Source organism: Mesorhizobium sp. CNPSo 4689, from assembly GCF_057784325.1.
Genome location: NZ_JBWLUZ010000006.1, coordinates 158,026 through 174,054, shown reverse-complemented (window position 1 = coordinate 174,054; position 16,029 = coordinate 158,026). Strand labels below are relative to the sequence as shown.

At 64.8% G+C, this 16,029-nt stretch carries 14 protein-coding genes; 5 read left to right on the top strand and 9 right to left on the bottom strand.

Going from position 1 to position 16,029, the window contains the following annotated elements:
* The first annotated feature begins 142 nt into the window (after positions 1-142).
* Complete coding sequence (locus AC04SI_RS12665; protein ID WP_404277538.1) at positions 143-1,912, top strand: glucan ABC transporter ATP-binding protein/ permease; 1,770 nt, start codon at positions 143-145, stop codon at positions 1,910-1,912.
* 103 nt (positions 1,913-2,015) lie between these two features.
* Positions 2,016-2,768 carry a heme ABC transporter permease gene (locus tag AC04SI_RS12660; protein WP_404277540.1) on the top strand — a complete coding sequence of 251 codons (753 nt, stop codon included), beginning with the start codon at positions 2,016-2,018 and terminating at the stop codon, positions 2,766-2,768.
* Positions 2,769-2,795: 27 nt separating this feature from the next.
* On the opposite strand, the gene AC04SI_RS12655 is transcribed toward AC04SI_RS12660, so the two are convergent.
* Positions 2,796-3,854 (bottom strand): D-TA family PLP-dependent enzyme, encoded by a 1,059-nt coding sequence (locus AC04SI_RS12655; protein ID WP_404277542.1) that lies wholly within the window; start codon positions 3,852-3,854, stop codon positions 2,796-2,798.
* 139 nt (positions 3,855-3,993) lie between these two features.
* Here AC04SI_RS12655 and AC04SI_RS12650 point away from each other — a divergent pair, with 139 nt between their 5' ends.
* Entirely contained in the window at positions 3,994-4,680 is a 687-nt protein-coding gene (locus AC04SI_RS12650; RefSeq protein ID WP_192182701.1) for a D-lyxose/D-mannose family sugar isomerase, read from the top strand.
* A gap of 279 nt (positions 4,681-4,959) precedes the next feature.
* Here the strand turns inward: AC04SI_RS12650 and AC04SI_RS12645 are convergent, their stop codons facing one another.
* Genes AC04SI_RS12645 through AC04SI_RS12620 form a run of 6 tightly spaced genes read right to left on the bottom strand, consistent with a single transcriptional unit; the run spans position 4,960 to position 10,904 of the window.
* The gene (locus tag AC04SI_RS12645; protein WP_404277544.1) at positions 4,960-5,820 is read right to left on the bottom strand and encodes an RDD family protein; all 861 of its coding nucleotides are present in this window, start codon (positions 5,818-5,820) and stop codon (positions 4,960-4,962) included.
* On the bottom strand, positions 5,813-6,820 hold the full coding sequence (locus AC04SI_RS12640; RefSeq protein ID WP_404277942.1) for a stage II sporulation protein M: 1,008 nt from the start codon (positions 6,818-6,820) through the stop codon (positions 5,813-5,815). The genes AC04SI_RS12645 and AC04SI_RS12640 overlap by 8 nt, the downstream gene beginning before the upstream one ends.
* A 2-nt stretch (positions 6,821-6,822) precedes the next feature.
* Positions 6,823-8,133, bottom strand: coding sequence for a DUF58 domain-containing protein (locus tag AC04SI_RS12635; protein ID WP_404277546.1), 1,311 nt, complete (start codon positions 8,131-8,133; stop codon positions 6,823-6,825).
* The gene (locus AC04SI_RS12630) at positions 8,130-9,086 is read right to left on the bottom strand and encodes an AAA family ATPase (protein WP_404277548.1); all 957 of its coding nucleotides are present in this window, start codon (positions 9,084-9,086) and stop codon (positions 8,130-8,132) included. Before AC04SI_RS12630 ends, AC04SI_RS12635 begins: the two co-directional genes overlap by 4 nt.
* Positions 9,073-10,275 carry a DUF4350 domain-containing protein gene (locus AC04SI_RS12625; protein ID WP_488474277.1) on the bottom strand — a complete coding sequence of 401 codons (1,203 nt, stop codon included), beginning with the start codon at positions 10,273-10,275 and terminating at the stop codon, positions 9,073-9,075. The genes AC04SI_RS12630 and AC04SI_RS12625 overlap by 14 nt, the downstream gene beginning before the upstream one ends.
* Positions 10,272-10,904: a DUF4129 domain-containing protein gene (locus tag AC04SI_RS12620; RefSeq protein ID WP_404277552.1), complete on the bottom strand. Its 633-nt coding sequence runs from the start codon at positions 10,902-10,904 to the stop codon at positions 10,272-10,274. Before AC04SI_RS12620 ends, AC04SI_RS12625 begins: the two co-directional genes overlap by 4 nt.
* 149 nt (positions 10,905-11,053) lie before the next feature.
* Here AC04SI_RS12620 and AC04SI_RS12615 point away from each other — a divergent pair, with 149 nt between their 5' ends.
* Both AC04SI_RS12615 and ocd read left to right on the top strand, forming a co-directional pair.
* Positions 11,054-11,836, top strand: coding sequence for a hypothetical protein (locus AC04SI_RS12615; RefSeq protein WP_404277554.1), 783 nt, complete (start codon positions 11,054-11,056; stop codon positions 11,834-11,836).
* A 203-nt stretch (positions 11,837-12,039) separates the two neighbouring features.
* Positions 12,040-13,095: an ornithine cyclodeaminase gene (gene ocd / locus AC04SI_RS12610; protein WP_404277556.1), complete on the top strand. Its 1,056-nt coding sequence runs from the start codon at positions 12,040-12,042 to the stop codon at positions 13,093-13,095.
* 7 nt (positions 13,096-13,102) lie between these two features.
* Here the strand turns inward: ocd and AC04SI_RS12605 are convergent, their stop codons facing one another.
* Both AC04SI_RS12605 and AC04SI_RS12600 read right to left on the bottom strand, forming a co-directional pair.
* Positions 13,103-14,788: a tetratricopeptide repeat protein gene (locus AC04SI_RS12605; RefSeq protein ID WP_404277558.1), complete on the bottom strand. Its 1,686-nt coding sequence runs from the start codon at positions 14,786-14,788 to the stop codon at positions 13,103-13,105.
* 95 nt (positions 14,789-14,883) lie between these two features.
* Positions 14,884-16,008, bottom strand: coding sequence for an NAD(P)/FAD-dependent oxidoreductase (locus tag AC04SI_RS12600; protein ID WP_488474276.1), 1,125 nt, complete (start codon positions 16,006-16,008; stop codon positions 14,884-14,886).
* Positions 16,009-16,029: the final 21 nt, after the last annotated feature.

The window sequence follows — 16,029 nt, the reverse complement described above, 5'->3', positions numbered from 1 at the left end:
ACGACAGATTTCGCAGCGTCGTCATCTTTTGTTCGCGAATTGGGAACGGAAGAGGTAGACGGGCATTGTTTTGCGACGCGTTAACCGGTACGTGTCAAGAAATGGTGCGGTGCACAATAAAACTTTTGGCGGAGTAGCTGAAGTGTCACTTCTGCAAATCTACTGGAGAGCGCTGGGTTATCTCGCGGCCGACAGAAAGCGCGTCGCGCTGATCTGCGGCGCGAACGTCGCGCTTGCCATTATCGCCATCCTCGAGCCGATCATGTTCGGACGGGTGATCGATGCCATCTCCGAGCATGGCTCGGTGTTCTCGACGCTGGGATTGTGGGCCGGCCTTGGTGCCTTCAACATCGTCGCCTTCGTGCTGGTGGCGCGCGGCGCCGACCGTTTCGCTCATAAGCGGCGCAGCGAAGTTCTGTGCCAGTCGTTCGAGCGCGTGATCACGATGCCGCTCGCCTGGCATCACCAGCGCGGCACCTCCAATTCGCTCCACACGCTGCTGCGCGCGGTGGAGACCCTGTTCAGCCTGTGGCTCGAATTCATGCGCCAGCATCTGTCGACGGCTGTCGCCCTGGCGCTGCTGATCCCGACCGCGCTCAGCATGGACGTTCGCATGTCGATGGTGTTGCTTGCGCTCGGCGCCCTCTATGTCGGCATCGGCCGGCTGGTCATGCGCCGCACCAAGGCAGGCCAGGCAGCGGTCGAGCGGCACTACCACACCGTGTTCGCGCATGTGACCGACTCCGTCAGCAACGTCGCCGTGCTGCAGAGCTACAACCGCATCGGCCATGAGACCGAGGCGCTGAAGCGTTACGTCAAGAACCTGCTCGATGCGCAGAACCCGGTGCTCGATTGGTGGGCGATCGCCAACGCGCTGCATCGCCTGTCGTCGACCATCTCGATGATGATTGTGCTGCTGATCGGCGCCTATCTGGTCACCCATGGCCAACTGCGCATCGGTGACGTCATCGCCTTTACCGGCTTCGCCACGCTGCTGATCGCCCGTCTCGACCAGATGTCGGCCTTCGCCAACCAGATCTCCGAGGCCCGCGCCAAGCTAGAGGACTTCTACCGCCTCGAGGACTCGGCCGCCGAAACCGCCGAGCCCGACGGTCTGCGCGACCTCGTCAACGTCACCGGTCACGTCCGTTTCGAACATGTCGGCTTTGAGTTCGCCAATTCCGGCCAGGGTGTCGACGACGTGTCGTTCGAAGTCCAGGCAGGCCAGACGGTCGCCATCGTCGGCCCGACGGGCGCCGGCAAGACGACGCTCATCAACCTGCTGCAGCGCGTCTTCACGCCGTCCAACGGCCGCATCCTGATCGACGGCATCGATACGCGTTCGGTGACCCGCAAGTCCCTGCGCCATTCGATTGCCACCGTGTTCCAGGATGCCGGCCTGCTCAACCGCTCGATCGAGGACAACATCCGCGTCGGTCGCGCCGAGGCGACCTATGACGAGGTCCACGCCGCCGCCAATGCCGCCGCCGCGCAGGACTTCATCCTGTCGAAGAGCGCTGGCTACGACACGGTGGTCGGCGAGCGCGGCGGCCAGCTTTCGGGCGGCGAGCGCCAGCGCATCGCCATCGCCCGCGCCGTGCTCAAGGATGCGCCGATCCTGGTCCTCGACGAGGCCACCAGCGCGCTCGACGTCGAGACCGAGGACCGCGTCAAGGAAGCGATCGACGAGTTGCGCCGCGATCGCACCACCTTCATCATCGCCCACCGCCTGACCACGGTCCGCGACGCCGACCTGGTCGTGTTCATGGACAAGGGCAGGGTGGTCGAGTTCGGTGGCTTTGCCGAATTGTCGCTGCGCAACGGCCGCTTCGCCAGCCTGCTGCGCGCCGGCGGCCTGCTCAACGACGAAGAAGTCCGTCGCCTCAGCCGGACAGTGAACGAAGCGGCTTAAGCGGGACGGCTTTCCCTTCTCCCACGGGGAGAAGGAAGAGCCTGCCTCGCCTGCGACAACCACTCGATTGCCCCAAACACGCCGCCGGTCTATGTAAGGCCGCATGAGCGACACCACCTCACGCCTTGCCGGCTGGATGGATATTGCCAACCCGACGCGCTTCGTCGGGCTGGCCGATAGGCTCGTGCCGTGGCTGGCTTCGGTCGCCGCCATCCTGCTCGCTGCCGGCCTCTACATGAGCTTCGCAGCACCTGAGGACTTCCAGCAGGGCATCACCGTGCGCATCATGTACATTCACGTGCCTTTCGCCTGGCTCGCCATGATGTGCTACACGCTGATGGCGATCTCGGCGTTGGGCACGCTGGTCTGGCGCCATCCGTTGGCCGATGTGGCGCTGAAATCGGCGGCTCCGATCGGCGCCGTCTTCACGGCACTTGCGCTGATCACAGGCTCCATCTGGGGCAAGCCGATGTGGGGTACCTGGTGGGTGTGGGACGCGCGACTAACCTCGGTCTTCGTGCTGTTCCTGATGTATCTCGGCATCATAGCACTGACCCGGGCACTCGATGTCGCAAGCCGCGCCGCCTGGGCCGCTGCCATCATCACGCTGGTCGGCTTCATCAACATCCCGATCATCAAATTCTCGGTCGACTGGTGGAACACGCTGCATCAGCCGGCTTCGGTGTTCCGCATGGGCGGCTCGGCCATCGATCCCTCGATGTTGCGACCGCTGCTGGTGATGGCGCTCGGCTTCACCGTGCTGTTCTTCGCCCTGCATCTGATGGCCATGCGCACGGAAATCCGCCGACGCCGCGTCATCTCGATGCGCCGTGTGGCGGCGCGGCAGGCTAACTGACCTCAGTCGAAGATCAGCTACCGCTCCTCACCCCATCCGGCCGCGCGCAGCCACCGGCAGCGTTTCCAGCACCTTGTCGCCGTCGATCAGATGCACCTGGTCGAACAAATTGGTGACGACGCAGCAATGGTCGGGCACGACGCGCACGCGCTCGCCGATGCGAAGCTTGGCGCCATCTGAAAGCGTGACATTGCCATGCTCTTCGCTCAATCCGGCGATCCTCGCGCCCGGAATGCCCAGCAGCTCGCCGAAATCGGCCAGCCCCAGCGTGTCGCTGGACAGCGCCTTGCTGCCGGCATCGAGGATGGCGCGCGCCAGCGTCGGATGGCTGACCACCGTCGACAGCACCGTCAGCGCACAATCGTCGAGGCTGCCGACGCCTTTGGCGACCTGGTAGCGGTCGAGATAGATGTAGGTGCCGGGCCGATATTCGGTGACGACGCTGTCCTCGCCCGAGCGCCACATATCGGGCGTGCCGCCGCTGGAGATGCGGTCGCAGGCGAGACCTGCTGCCGCCAGCGCTTGTTTGGCATCTACGAGCCACGACTCGGCCTGAGCCGCGCGGCCGGCCGCCGGATAGGTCATCAGCCCGCCGAAGCGAAGGCCCCTGGCCTTGTCGATCTCGCGCGCCAGCGCGACCGCCTCATCGGCCGTCTGCACCCCGCAGCGGCCCATGCCGGTGTCGCATTCGACCAGCACCGGCAGCGGATGGCCGGCATCGGTGAATGTGGCGGCGAGCCCTTCCAGCGTCTCCCTGCTGTCGGACGTCACCGACAGCGTGACGCGGCCATGCAGCGCCTTCAGTCGCTCCAGCTTGGCGCGGCCGAGGATATTGTACGGGAGAAAAATATCTGTCAGCCCGGCATCGGCCATCACCTCGGCCTCGCCGATCTTCTGGCAGGTGATGCCGACCGCGCCGGCCGCAACCTGCTTCTTCGCCCAATAGGGCAGCTTGTGGGTCTTGATATGCGGCCTGAGCTTCAGTCCATGGCGGTCGGCATGCGCCTGCGCCCGCTTGATGTTGGCTTCGGCGCGGGCGGCATCGATCAGGATCGCCGGCGTATCGAGGTCGTCTATGCTGCGCATGGATTGTCACCTTGGGATTTGGCTGGACTTATGGCCCCGATCGGTCCGGATGTCATGAGGCCAGTATAGAGTTTGCGTCGACACCGGATCGGTGTTCGGCTATGCGCTGTAGGCGCCGCCTGAAGAAGGGATCACGACCATGAAACGCTCCACCATCAACGACATCATCCGCGACGCCGACGCCTTCATCCGCTCGTTCGGCTACATCATGCCGCCCTTCGCCTACTGGAGCCCGGAAGAGATGAAGGCGCGCAAGGCTGACTCCGCGGCCATTTTCACCTCGCGGCTCGGTTGGGACATCACCGACTACGGCCAGGAGAAGTTCGACGAACTCGGCCTGTTCCTGTTCACCGTGCGCAACGGCGTTTACGCGGACATGAAAAAGGGAATGGGCATGCTCTATGCCGAGAAGATCATGATCTCGCGCAAGGACCAGCTGTCGCCAATGCATCGCCACAACATCAAGGCCGAGGACATCATCAACCGCGGCGGTGGCAAGCTGGTGCTGGAACTGTTCATGCACGATCGCGACGGCGGTATCGATCCCAAGGCCGAAGTGTCGGTGCCTGTCGACGGAACCATCCACAGATTGCCGGCCGGCGGGCTGCTGAAGCTCGATCCGGGCCAGAGCGTCACGCTGATGCCGGGCGTCTGGCACGCCTTCTGGGCCGAGGGCAAGGATGTGCTGATCGGCGAAGTCTCGACCGTCAACGATGACCTCACCGACAACGTCTTCCGCGAGCCGATCGGCCGTTTTTCGAACATCGACGAGGACGTCGCACCAGTTCACCTTCTGGTGTCCGATTACGAGAAGTGGGTGGGGTAGGAGCAAGAGCGCCGAGAGGGCATCGGATATCGCAAGTCGGCGCCGCCCCTCATTGCTCTGCCGGGCATTTCTGCCCGTATGGTGACGGGGAGAAAGACGCTGTCGCAGATGGCTTCGCCAACTACCAGCGTTGCGGAATAGGCGCCAACGTCGCGATAAATCCCCCTTCTCCCCGTCACTATACGGGGAGAAGGTGCCGGCAGGCGGATGAGGGGCAGCGCCGACGTTTCCACGTTTGGCGCCAGGCACTTGGAGCCATCATCGCCGGTTCGGCGGTTGCTACCGCGCGTGCTTGTCGGCCTTGCGGGTGCCGAGCAAAAGCTTGCGCTCGAGATGCGCCCTGAGATCTCCGTAATAGGCGGTCAGGAACGCGCGCGCGTCGTGAGCTTGCGGCGCTGCACCTATCTTGCGCCCGATCGTATCGGCGACGGCCCTTAGTGCGAAATAGTCGTCGCGGCGCAGCACCTCTTCCAGCTTGTGCAGTTCGGCGATGCCATAGGCGTCGAGCTGGGCTTGGCTGAAGTGAAACGCGTTGGCGACCGGATCCTGCCGCAGCGACAGATCCTCGACCAACGCCAGCTTCGGCGCCTCGACCACCCAAGTGCCGGCCAGCAGGTCGCCGATGCGCAGGCGGTCGCGGTTGAAGAGCGGGAAGAGCGCGAACAGCAGCGCCCACACCAGCCCGAAGATCGTCGTCAGCGTGTCGGCGACGCCGGCGCCGCCGCGCCCGGCGAGGATGGACAGCGGCAGGAAGATTTCGATCTCGCGCATCAGATTGCGCGCGATCACCTGATCGATCGTGAGACCCGCGCCGCTGCGCGAGGCGACCCGTATGCCGACGATCCGCTTGCCGGGTGTCGCTGCGCGCCGGCCGGCCTCGAAGGCGATGAAATAGGCATTGCGCAGCAGGAAGATCAGGATGATCCAGACTATGAAGAGCGGCTGCAGCTCGTGGGCGCCAAGGCCTCTCAACCCGAACAGCGCGACGATAGTGATCACCACCGTCGCGGTGGAGATGATCACGACATCGAGCAGGAAGGCGGAAGCCCGCGTGCCGGCGTCGGCAAGCCTGACCCTGAGATCGACACCCTCCGGCGTGATCAGCGGTCGTGCCGCGACAAAGGCAGCGCGTCTAGCCATGTCGCACCAGCCGGAACAGGTAGAAATAGGCGCTCCATAGCGCCAGCATGCCGCCGCCTATGGCATAGCGCGCGCCATCGCTGGTGATCGTCTGCCGGCCGATGCCTTCGAGCAGGCCGGCAAACAAAAGCATAACCACAACACCGACCATGGCCGTCGCGGCCACCCGCCCGGCCTGGGCGGCGGCCGCCATGCGGGGCAGTTCGCCGGGAAAGGCGATGCGCGTGCCGATCCGCATGCCGGCGGCGCCGGCCAGCGCGATCGCGAACATCTCGGTGGTGCCGTGGATGGAGAGCCAGCCGCCGAGTTCGAAGCCCAGCCCCTTGGCCGCGTAGATCTGGAATATCGCGCCGAGCATGCAGCCGTTCATCAGGATGATGAGCACGCTGGGCACGGCAAAGGCGAAGCCCAGCGCGAAGGCCAGGATCGCCACCTGCGTATTGTGCGTGAAAAGATAGGCGGCGAAGCTCGACAGGAATTCGCTGCTGGCGCCGTCATAGAGCACGCTGCGCAGCATCTCGGCCGACGAATCCGGATTGCGCCCGCCGGCCAGGCCAGGCGCGATGATGGCGTCGTACCAGCCCTTGTCGGACGCCACCAGCCAGTAGCCGGCGCCGGCGCCTACCGCGGTCAGCCCGACGGACACCAGCGTCTCGCGCCACAGGTCGCGAATGGCGTGCGGCCAGTCATGCAGGAAGAAATCGCCGATGCGCTGCCGCAGGCCGCGGCGCGCGCCGTAGAGGTAGAAATAGCCGCGCAGGCAGAGCGATTCGAGATAGGAGACCAGGGCATTGTCGAGTGATGTCGCCCGCGCCACCGAGAGCGAAGACAGTGCCGACCGGTAGAGCAGGGGCAGCGACAGCAATTCCTCCTCCGACAGCGCGCGCGGCGCCCGTTTCTCGACACGCGCCAGCAGCGCCTCGAACGCCTTCCAATCCGCCTCGCGCTCCTGGCGGAAGCTGGCCAGCGACTGGCGTACGGCATTGGTGCCGGCTTGCATCGTCACAGCAAATCCTCCTGCTTGAGCTGCAGGTAGCGCTCGACCAGCGCCGGGCCAAGCCGCTGATGGCTGGCCTCGATGACATGCGCGCCAAGCAGCCTGAGCCGGCCGATCACCACTTGCCGCTCCCTGAGCAGGTTGCCGGCGGTGACGGCGCGCGCGACGTCTTCGGGGGCGGCGGGCGGCATGTCGGCCAGCGTTTCCAGCTCGACATCCTTCATCATCATAAACAGCACCAGATGCCGTTCGGTCAGCCGGCCGACGGTGCGCAGCATCAGTTCGGCGCTGATCGGGTCGACGAAATCGGTGAAGACGATGACCAGCGAGCGGCGGTCGAGCTTGGCCGACAGCGTGGTCAGCGCGAGCGTAAAATTGGTCTCCTCGCTGGAATAGTCGATCTCGGCCGCGCGCTTCTGGATCATCGCGAAGCTGGCGGAACCGCGCACCGCGCCGCTGGTGACGCGTGGCCGCGCATCGAACGAGAACAGGCTGACCATGTCGCCGCCCTTCAGCGCGATGAAGGCCGACAAAAGTGCGGCCGTCACGGCACGGTCGACCTTCGGCACGCCGTCGACCGGCTCGCACATCAGGCGCCCGCTGTCGATGGCGAGCACGATGTTGTTGTTCTCCTCGACCCGGAATTCGCGCGCCAAAAGCTTGCCATGGCGGGCGCTGCGCTTCCAGTCGATCATCCGCCGGCCCATGCCGGGCTGGTAGTCCTTCAGCGACTCGAACTCGCGGCCCTGACCGGCGCGGCGCTGGGCATGGCCGTCGGCCAGTGCCGAGCGCTGCAGAAGGGTGATCGCCTCGTCGCGGGCACTGCTGACATCGGGCAGCACCGCCACCTTCTTGTCCATCGGCAGCACGACCTGGTTCCAGACCAGCCCGAACGGTCCGCGCCAGCGCAGCCACAGGCGATCGAAGCTGGCAATGCCGCGCCGCAATGCCTCGAACTGCAGGTCGAGCGTTCCGCCGTCCCTGGTCGGAGCCAGCGCGCCGCCACTGCCTGCGACAGGCGTTAGCCGCGTATCGTGCCCGACCCGCGCCTGCAGTGCCCGCGGCCGGCCGGCAAAGCGGGCGGCGATCTGCAGGTTGAAGCGACCGCCGACGCCGATCTGCGGCGGCGCGTCGAGGCTGGCGCTGAGCGATGCCCGTCCGCGTCCGGCGGCCGCATCCACCGCCAGGAAGGCAAGCAACAGACAGATCCACAGCAAGCCGAGATACCAGAGCGACGGCAATGCCAGCGCCACCAGGAAGGCAGGGATGGCCCCCGCCGCCGCTGCCCAGATCGCTCTGCCGCTGGGATAGATCAACGCGGCGCTTCCGTCTGGTCGACAAGGTCGGACACGATCTGCTCGACCAGCCGCCCGTCGATCTGTGCCGCGGGCGACAGGATGACACGGTGGCGGAGCGCCGGCACGGCGAGCGCTTTGACGTCGTCGGGGATCACATAGGCACGTCCGTCCAACGCCGCCCGCGCCCGCGCTGCCCGCGCGAGCATAGCGCCGGCACGCGGGCTGGCGCCGACCTCCAGTTCCGGGCTTTGGCGTGTGGCGCGCACCAGCGAGGCAATGTAGCCGACGACATCGTCGACGAGCGTGACATCGCCGACGGTGGCAAGCGCCTTCTCCAGCGTCTTGCGGTCGGTCTGCGCCTCGATGCCGTATTGCTTGATGTCATGCGAGGCGGAGCCGCCGCCATGATGGACGATGATGGCGCGTTCCTCCTGCGCGTCGGGGTAGCTCACCCGGTGCTTGAACAGGAAGCGGTCGAGCTGGGCTTCCGGCAGCGGATAGACGCCCTGATGCTCGATCGGGTTTTGCGTCGCAACCACCATGAAGTTCTGGCCGAGCGAATGCGTGGTGCCGTCAAAGGTCACGGCGTGTTCCTGCATGGCTTCCAGCAGCGCTGCCTGCGTCTTCGGCGGCGTGCGGTTGATCTCGTCGGCGAGCAGCAGGTCGCAGAAGATCGGGCCGCGCGTCAGCGTGAATTGCCCGGTCTGGAAATTGTAGATGTTCGATCCGACGATATCGCCGGGCATCAGGTCGGGCGTGAACTGGATGCGCCCATAGGCGACGCCGAGCGCCTGCGCGAAGCAGCGCGCCGTCATCGTCTTGGCGGTGCCTGGCGGTCCCTCAAGCAGGATATGCCCGCCGGCGAACAAGGCCGTCAGCATCAGGTCGACCGTGTCATGCTGGCCGGTGATCGCCTTCGCCACCTCTTCCCTGATCGCATTCGCCAGGGTCTTCACATCATCGACGTTCACTGAGCCTCCTTGCCGTCCAGTCATGCAGCCGTTCTGCTGCCTCATGCATTTGCGCTAGGGTCCTGGCATCGTTTGCGGCCTGCAGGCGCACAGTAAAGCCGCCGGCCTCGTCCTTGTCGCGGGAATCCAGCCAGTGGTCGAGCGCTTCGCCCTGCAGGCCGTGCGGCGCGCCGAGCAGTGCCGCGGCGCGCGCCCGCGCCAGGGCGCCATAGCGGTCGCCCAGCTCCTCCAGCCGTCCGGCGCGCCTGAGCAGCATCGCCGTGGTGTCGACCAGCGCCCGCTTGCCGAAGGCGATAGCGCGCTCCTCGGCACGCGGCGGCCCGAAACGGCCAAGGCCGTGCAGGAAGGCCAGCGCCGAAGCGGCGAGGATGGTCAGCGTCAGTGCCAGGAACGGCGGCTCGACTAGGAGCTTGGCGAGATCGTATTTGCGCCCCGCGCCGTGCAGGGTGAGGTCGAACATGACCGTCCCTTCGTCGGGTGTCAGGAAGGCGATCAGGTCGCGCGCCGCTGCAGCCTTGTCCGGGTCCTTGAGCGCGGCGTTGTTGATCAGGTCGGGGTCGGTCAGGATGTAGAAAGGCTTGTCGGCGAGTTCGGTGAGAACGGCCTTGCCGTTGCCCGCCGCGATCAGCGGATGCTCCTCGGCCACCCACTGCATATCCTCGGGCGCGGCTACCAGCCTGCCTTCGATGTCGAGCTTCTCGACCGTGCTTTGGCCGACGCCGAGCTTTGCCTTGGTGATCCGGCCGAGCCATTCATTTACGACCGTGTCGGGCAGCCGCCCGACTTTGGTCTCCCAGCCTTCGTGCTCCAGCAGCGGGAACGTCTGCCATTTCGGCAGCACGAAGAGCGTGCTGAGGTCTTTGCGCAGATCGAGTATCCGGGTGAGCGCCTCCGGGTCGCTCTCGGGCGAGATGGTGACGATCAGCAATTTGTCGCTGGCAAGGTCGTCCTCGTTGCGCGCCATCGACGGTGGCTCGCCGGTCAATTTCAGCCATTCCACCAGGCCGGCATAGCCGGAGCCGCCCTTGGACAATGGCGTTGGCCCGCCATTGCCAGGCGTACGGAAATCGGGGGCATAGGTGGAGAGCAGGAAGAAACCGGCCGCCGCAAGCAGGCTGGCGAAAATACCCCAGAACAGCGTTCTGCGGCTGAACGGTTCCTGTGCCGCCTCGGCTGCCGAAGCGCTCATGCCCAGGCGTCCCGGAAGGCGAATCGCTCATAAGCGCCGCGCGCCTGTTGCCAGCCTTCGGCGCCGACCGGCCGGCGGGCGAACAGCGCGGCCTCGACGATGCGCGCTATCTCGCTGAAGGCACCGCGGGCCCGCGCCGGCAGGGAAGGCGCATTGGCGATGTCGCGCGAGGTCAGAGACGGCCGCAGGAAGTCGGGCAGGCGGCCGGCAATGTCGGCGACGCTGCGGCGAAGCAGAAGATGGACGGCTTCGTCATAGTCGCCTCGCGCGGCAAGCGCGTCCGCTTCCGACAGCAGGATCTGGGCTTCGCCTGCGTCGGGGCGCCATGCCTCTTCCGCCTCGGTCTCCTTGCGCGCGCGCCGCCACGGCAGGCGCCAGGCGACGCCTCTCACTTCAAGCACGATCAACAGCAGGATGATGGCCGCGCCCGATATCACCGCGGCCCAGAACAGATAGATCATATAGGGACCGAGCCGCTCCAGCATCTCCAGCAACGGCTTCAGCCATTCGGGCGGTTCAGGCTGAACAAGGGCCGGCAGGCCGAACTGAATCGAATCATCCGCAAGCAACTGCTTGTGCATCTTGGCCAGCCATTCGGCGTCCGCTGTGCCCAGCCCTGCATTTGCCACCCGCTCGCCCCCTGCAACCTGCGGTTCCGCGCCGACAGTGGCAATGCAGAATAAGAATTGCAAGTGGGCTGGACGGCGACCTTCAATCTTGGCAAATTTACTATCGAGTCCGCCAGTCTACACGCGGCGGTGAGCACGGGGGGTGCATCATGACTTCGACGACACTGGAACGGCCCGAAAAATTTCAGGTCGGCAGGGTGTTCAACAACACCTTTGCCGTTGTTGGCCGCAACATCGGACTTTACGTGGGTTTGGCTTTGCTGTTTTCAGGCCTGCCGACGATCCTTATCCAGCTGTGGACCGAATCGCGCATGCAAGCGATCCTGCAGGCCGATCCAGGCGCCGCGGCCGATCCCACCTTCGCGCTCCGCAATTCCTGGGTCACGTTTGTCGCCATTTTCATAAGCTCCATTTTAGCGCTGCTGCTTCAGTCAGCACTTGTGCAGGCCACGATCGAGGATTTGAACGGCAAGCGTCCGACCTTTGGCGACTGCCTGCAGATCGCCATTCGCTTTCTGCTGCCGACGCTGGCAATAGGTTTCCTCGTTGCTCTGGGGTCGGGCCTGGCCATGATCGCCTTGATCGTGCCCGGCATCATCCTGTGGCTCGGCTGGTCGGTTTCGGTGCCGGTTCTGATCCAGGAACGGCTCGGCGTGTTCGGCTCCATGTCGCGCAGCCGCGCCCTGACCAAGGGCAGCCGCTGGTCGCTGTTCGGCCTGTTCCTGGTCCTGATCATCATTGCCATGGTCATCCAGGCGGCGGTTGGCGTGGTTGTCTACCTGTTTCACGGCACTATCGCTACGATCGTGGCCGGGCTGGTGCAGAGCGTGATGTCGATGCTGCTGTCGGTCGCCGCCGCGGTCAGCTATGTCGAGCTGCGCCAGGTCAAGGAAGGCACCAGCGTCGACGAACTGGCGGAGATCTTCTCCTGACGGGGAGGGTTCTCACCACATCATGAACTCCTGCACATTGGCCTTCAGCCCGAACATGGCTGAAGGCCGCGCCTGTTCGTGGCCACCAGCGCCGCGATTGGCCGCTCGAGGCGCGCGATCCTGCACTCGCTTCCGTGAAGAAGGCGTATAATACGCAGCGCAATGACTGATTGCCGCCGGCAAAGGCGGGAGGACGCGAGACCATGATCCCCAATCTCAACATCGTTCCCTTCGTCAGCGTCGATCACATGATGAAGCTGGTGCTGAAGATCGGCGTCGAGCGTTTTCTTACCGAGCTTGCTGGCTACATCGAGGACGACTTCCGCCGCTGGGAGGCCTTCGACAAGACGCCGCGCGTCGCCTCGCACAGCGCCGAGGGCGTCATCGAACTGATGCCGACCAGCGATGGCGAGGTCTATGGCTTCAAATATGTCAACGGCCATCCCAAGAACATGCGCGAGGGCCGCCAGACGGTGACCGCTTTCGGCATGCTGGCCGACGTCCACAATGGCTATCCGGTGCTGCTGTCGGAAATGACCATACTGACGGCGCTGCGCACGGCGGCGATGTCGGCGCTGGCGGCAAAGCACTTGGCGCCGCCCAATGCTGATTGCATGGCACTGATCGGCAACGGCGCCCAGGCCGAATTCCAGGCGCTGGCCTTCAAGGCCGTGCTCGGAGTGCGCAAGCTGCGCTTCTTCGACATTGATCGCGCGGCGACGGAAAAATGCATCCGCAATCTCGCCGGCCTCGGCTTCGATATGGTGGCCTGCGGAACCGCGCAAGAGGCAGTCGAGGGCGCTCCGATCATCACCACCGTCACCGCCGACAAGCAGTACGCCACCATTCTCACCGACAACATGGTCGGCTCCGGTGTCCACATCAACGCGGTCGGTGGCGATTGTCCCGGCAAGACCGAGCTGCACCGCGACATCCTGCTGCGCTCAGACATTTTCGTCGAATACCCGCCGCAGACCCGCATCGAGGGCGAGATACAGCAGCTTCCTGCCGACCATCCGGTGACCGAGCTGTGGCAGGTCATTGCCGGCGTGGCCAAAGGGCGGCACGAGCCCGGCCAGATCACCCTGTTCGATTCCGTCGGCTTCGCCATCGAGGATTTTTCGGCGCTGCGCTATGTCCGCGATCAACTCGCATCGACTGGCCTCTACCAGGAGCTCGATATGCTGGCCGACCCCGACGAGCCGCGCGACCTGTTCGGCATGCTGCTGAGAGCGGCGGCACCGGTGAAGGTGGCTTAGGCCATCTTCAATGACAGCAGCTATGCGCTGACTGCACGCTTGTTCGGCAGAGGCAGGACGAGGTGATCGGCACGTCTGTTCGGGCCAGCGCGGCGGCGAGCCTTGCCTGCAGCAGCGACAGCTCGTCAGTGTCGCCGCGCCGCTTCAGGCATTCGACCAGCCCATGCAGCGCCCAGACATTGTCCGGATGCTGGGCACAGCGCTGCACGGTGCCGCTCAGGCCGAGATCGTCGCGGTAGACCTGCTCGGCCTCTTCAGCGTGCCCCTGGTCCAAAAGCAGCGCGGCCAGCGCATGGCGCGGCGGGTGCATCCACGCCCAGGGTTCGGTGTAGGAGAGATTGTCGTCGAGCTCGACCGCTCGCCGCAAATGGACATAGGCCTCCTCGTGCCGGCCCTGGTGATAGGCGAACTCGCCGTCGAGCAGGGCAGCGCCGACGGCGAGCGAGGCGAGGGTCGGGTTACTGAGGAAACGCCGCTCCGGCGGTATGTGGCTCAGGTGAAGGTGGAAGCGCTCGCGCTCCTCTTCGGCTGCCTTGAAATCCCGAAGAGTCGCATGCGCGACGCCCTTGGCGTAGTGCTGCATGGCCGTGGTCAGCACATAGAGCTCCGGCTCTCCAACCATCGGCTCGTCGATGATCTCCTGCCAGCGGCCGAAGCGCACTTGTACATGCGATTTCATGGCGTGGTAGCCTTCCACGGTCTGCGTCAGCTTCGGCCGGTCCGGGATGCTCACGACCTCGCGCGTCACCAGGTTGCGCACCTTGTCGGCCGCCCACAGGGCCGGTTTGTGCTGACCGAGGAACATGCAAGAAAACATCATCAGGTGCAGGTCGTGGCAGCAGCCGAGCAGGTAATAGGAAGTCTCCTGCGCATAGGCCAGATAGAGGTCGTTGGCGCGCACCGCCTTTTCGCTGGCGAGTTTTGCCTTCTCGTATTCACCGCATAGAACATAGATATGCCCCGGCATATGGTTCATGTGGCCAGCATCGGGACACATCGTGCCGAGCCGGTCGGCTGAGCGCATGCCGCGTTCAGGTATGGTCGACATTTCCAGCAGATGGATGTGCAGATGGACGATCGCCGGATGCTGCGCGACACCGCGTTCGTCTGAGAGTTTGATCGACCGCTCGCAGACCTCGAGCGCCTCCAGCACGTCCGAGTTCGGCGCCGGCTTGCCGGTCTTGAGGTCCCACAGACGCCGCACAGTGCGCATCATCAGCGCCTCGACGGTGAGCGCCATCACATCGTGGTCGTTGGGAAAGTCGCGGTAGACCGTCCGCATCTTGGCGGCATAGGCGTCGTCCCAATGCTCGAATTCCGCTGGCGGCACGCGGTGCGGTTTCTGGAAACGGCAGGCCAGCGCCTCGATCAGCCGCCTTTCGACCGTGCTCGCCTGATCGGTATTGGCGCGCGCAAGCTGGATGTGATCAAAGCAGAGTTTCGTCGCCCTGTTCGCCTCGGCCTCGCCATGCTCCTTCCAGGTCAGATTGTAGAAAGGTCCGGCGGCATAGGCGATGCCCCAATGCACGAAGGCGCAGTCAGGGTCCGTTTCCAGCGCCTTCTCGAAACATCTTATCCCTTCCTCGTGATTGAAGCCGTAGCACCAGTTCAGCCCGATATCGAACCAGCGCTGCGTCTCCGCCGAATGGGTGGAGATGGGACGCCGGTAGGAGCCGAGGTCGAAATGATCCATGCCTGATTGCTTCTCGCGCCGATGGTCAGTCAGGCGCAATCTGTGCCAAAATTCTCGCGCATGGCAAATGGCATTCGGCGGGCGCTTGCTTCCGCTCAGCTGTCAAACCGTCCAGGGCGAAACGGTTCAAGCAACGAATTTGGCGTCCCGCTGACGATTTCTCCGGCCAGCAATTCTCCCGCGACGAGGCCAAGCGTCGCGCCGCTATGGCTGAAGACGACGTGATAGCCCGGAATGCCGGTCAATTGGCCGATCACCGGCTCGCCATCGGAGGGGATTGGTTTTGGCCCGGTGTGATAGCTTGCCAGCGCGAGCGTCGGGTTTCCCTCCAGCACCTTGGAGGCTTCATCGAGCAATCCTGCAATGGTCGACAGCTTCGCCTCGTACGTGCCGTCGTCGCCCACGATTACTTCATCTTCGGACCAGGCCGAGTCGAGCGCGAAGGCGCCGTTGGGCGTCGGCCGGATGGCGACGAGCGGCGTGTTCAGCACGGCCCGGAGCGGGTGCTGCAGCGGCTTGGTGAGGACAAGCAGCGCGCGTGTCGTGCCGTCACCTATGCGTTTGCCGACCTTCGCCGCCATGCCCGGCACCGCCGAGCCTGTCGCGACCACGACAGCATCGGCATCGACCACTTGGCCGGAGGCCGTCCTCACGCCGCTGACACGGCCGTTGGCAAGCGAGACGTCGGCGGAACCCCCATCGGTGATGACATGGCCGCCGCGTTCGCGAAACTCCTTCAGCAGCAGGCCGATGAGCGAGGGCAGGTCGACCCATCCTTCGCCGGCATTGAAGATCGCACCCTGACGCGAAACCGCCTTTGCATCGACACCCGGGGTGACAGCGGCGATATCGCCAGGCGCGAGCAGGCGCGTTTCATAGCCGATCGCCTGTTCATGACGGGAGATTTCCGGGATCTGGTTGGAAGCATTGTCGGCATCCCAGGTGAGGCCGCCATCGAAGCGCAGCCAGGCACCGCAATCGTTGCCGGCGGCCAGTTTCCGGTAGCGATCGAGGCCCTGCATGCGGAGCTTGTGATAAGCGGCCGAACGCTTTCGCGCCGAATTGAGCCAGGCGAGCGAGCGCCACGACGCGCCATTGGCGAGCGGGCCGTCATTGACGATCGTCGTCTCCACGCCGAGGCGGGCGAGATGGACGGCCGTGGAGACGCCGAAGATGCCGCCGCCGATGACGGCGACCTTGAGGGCAGGATTGTGGGTCATGAATGCAGCTTTCGATGGTCG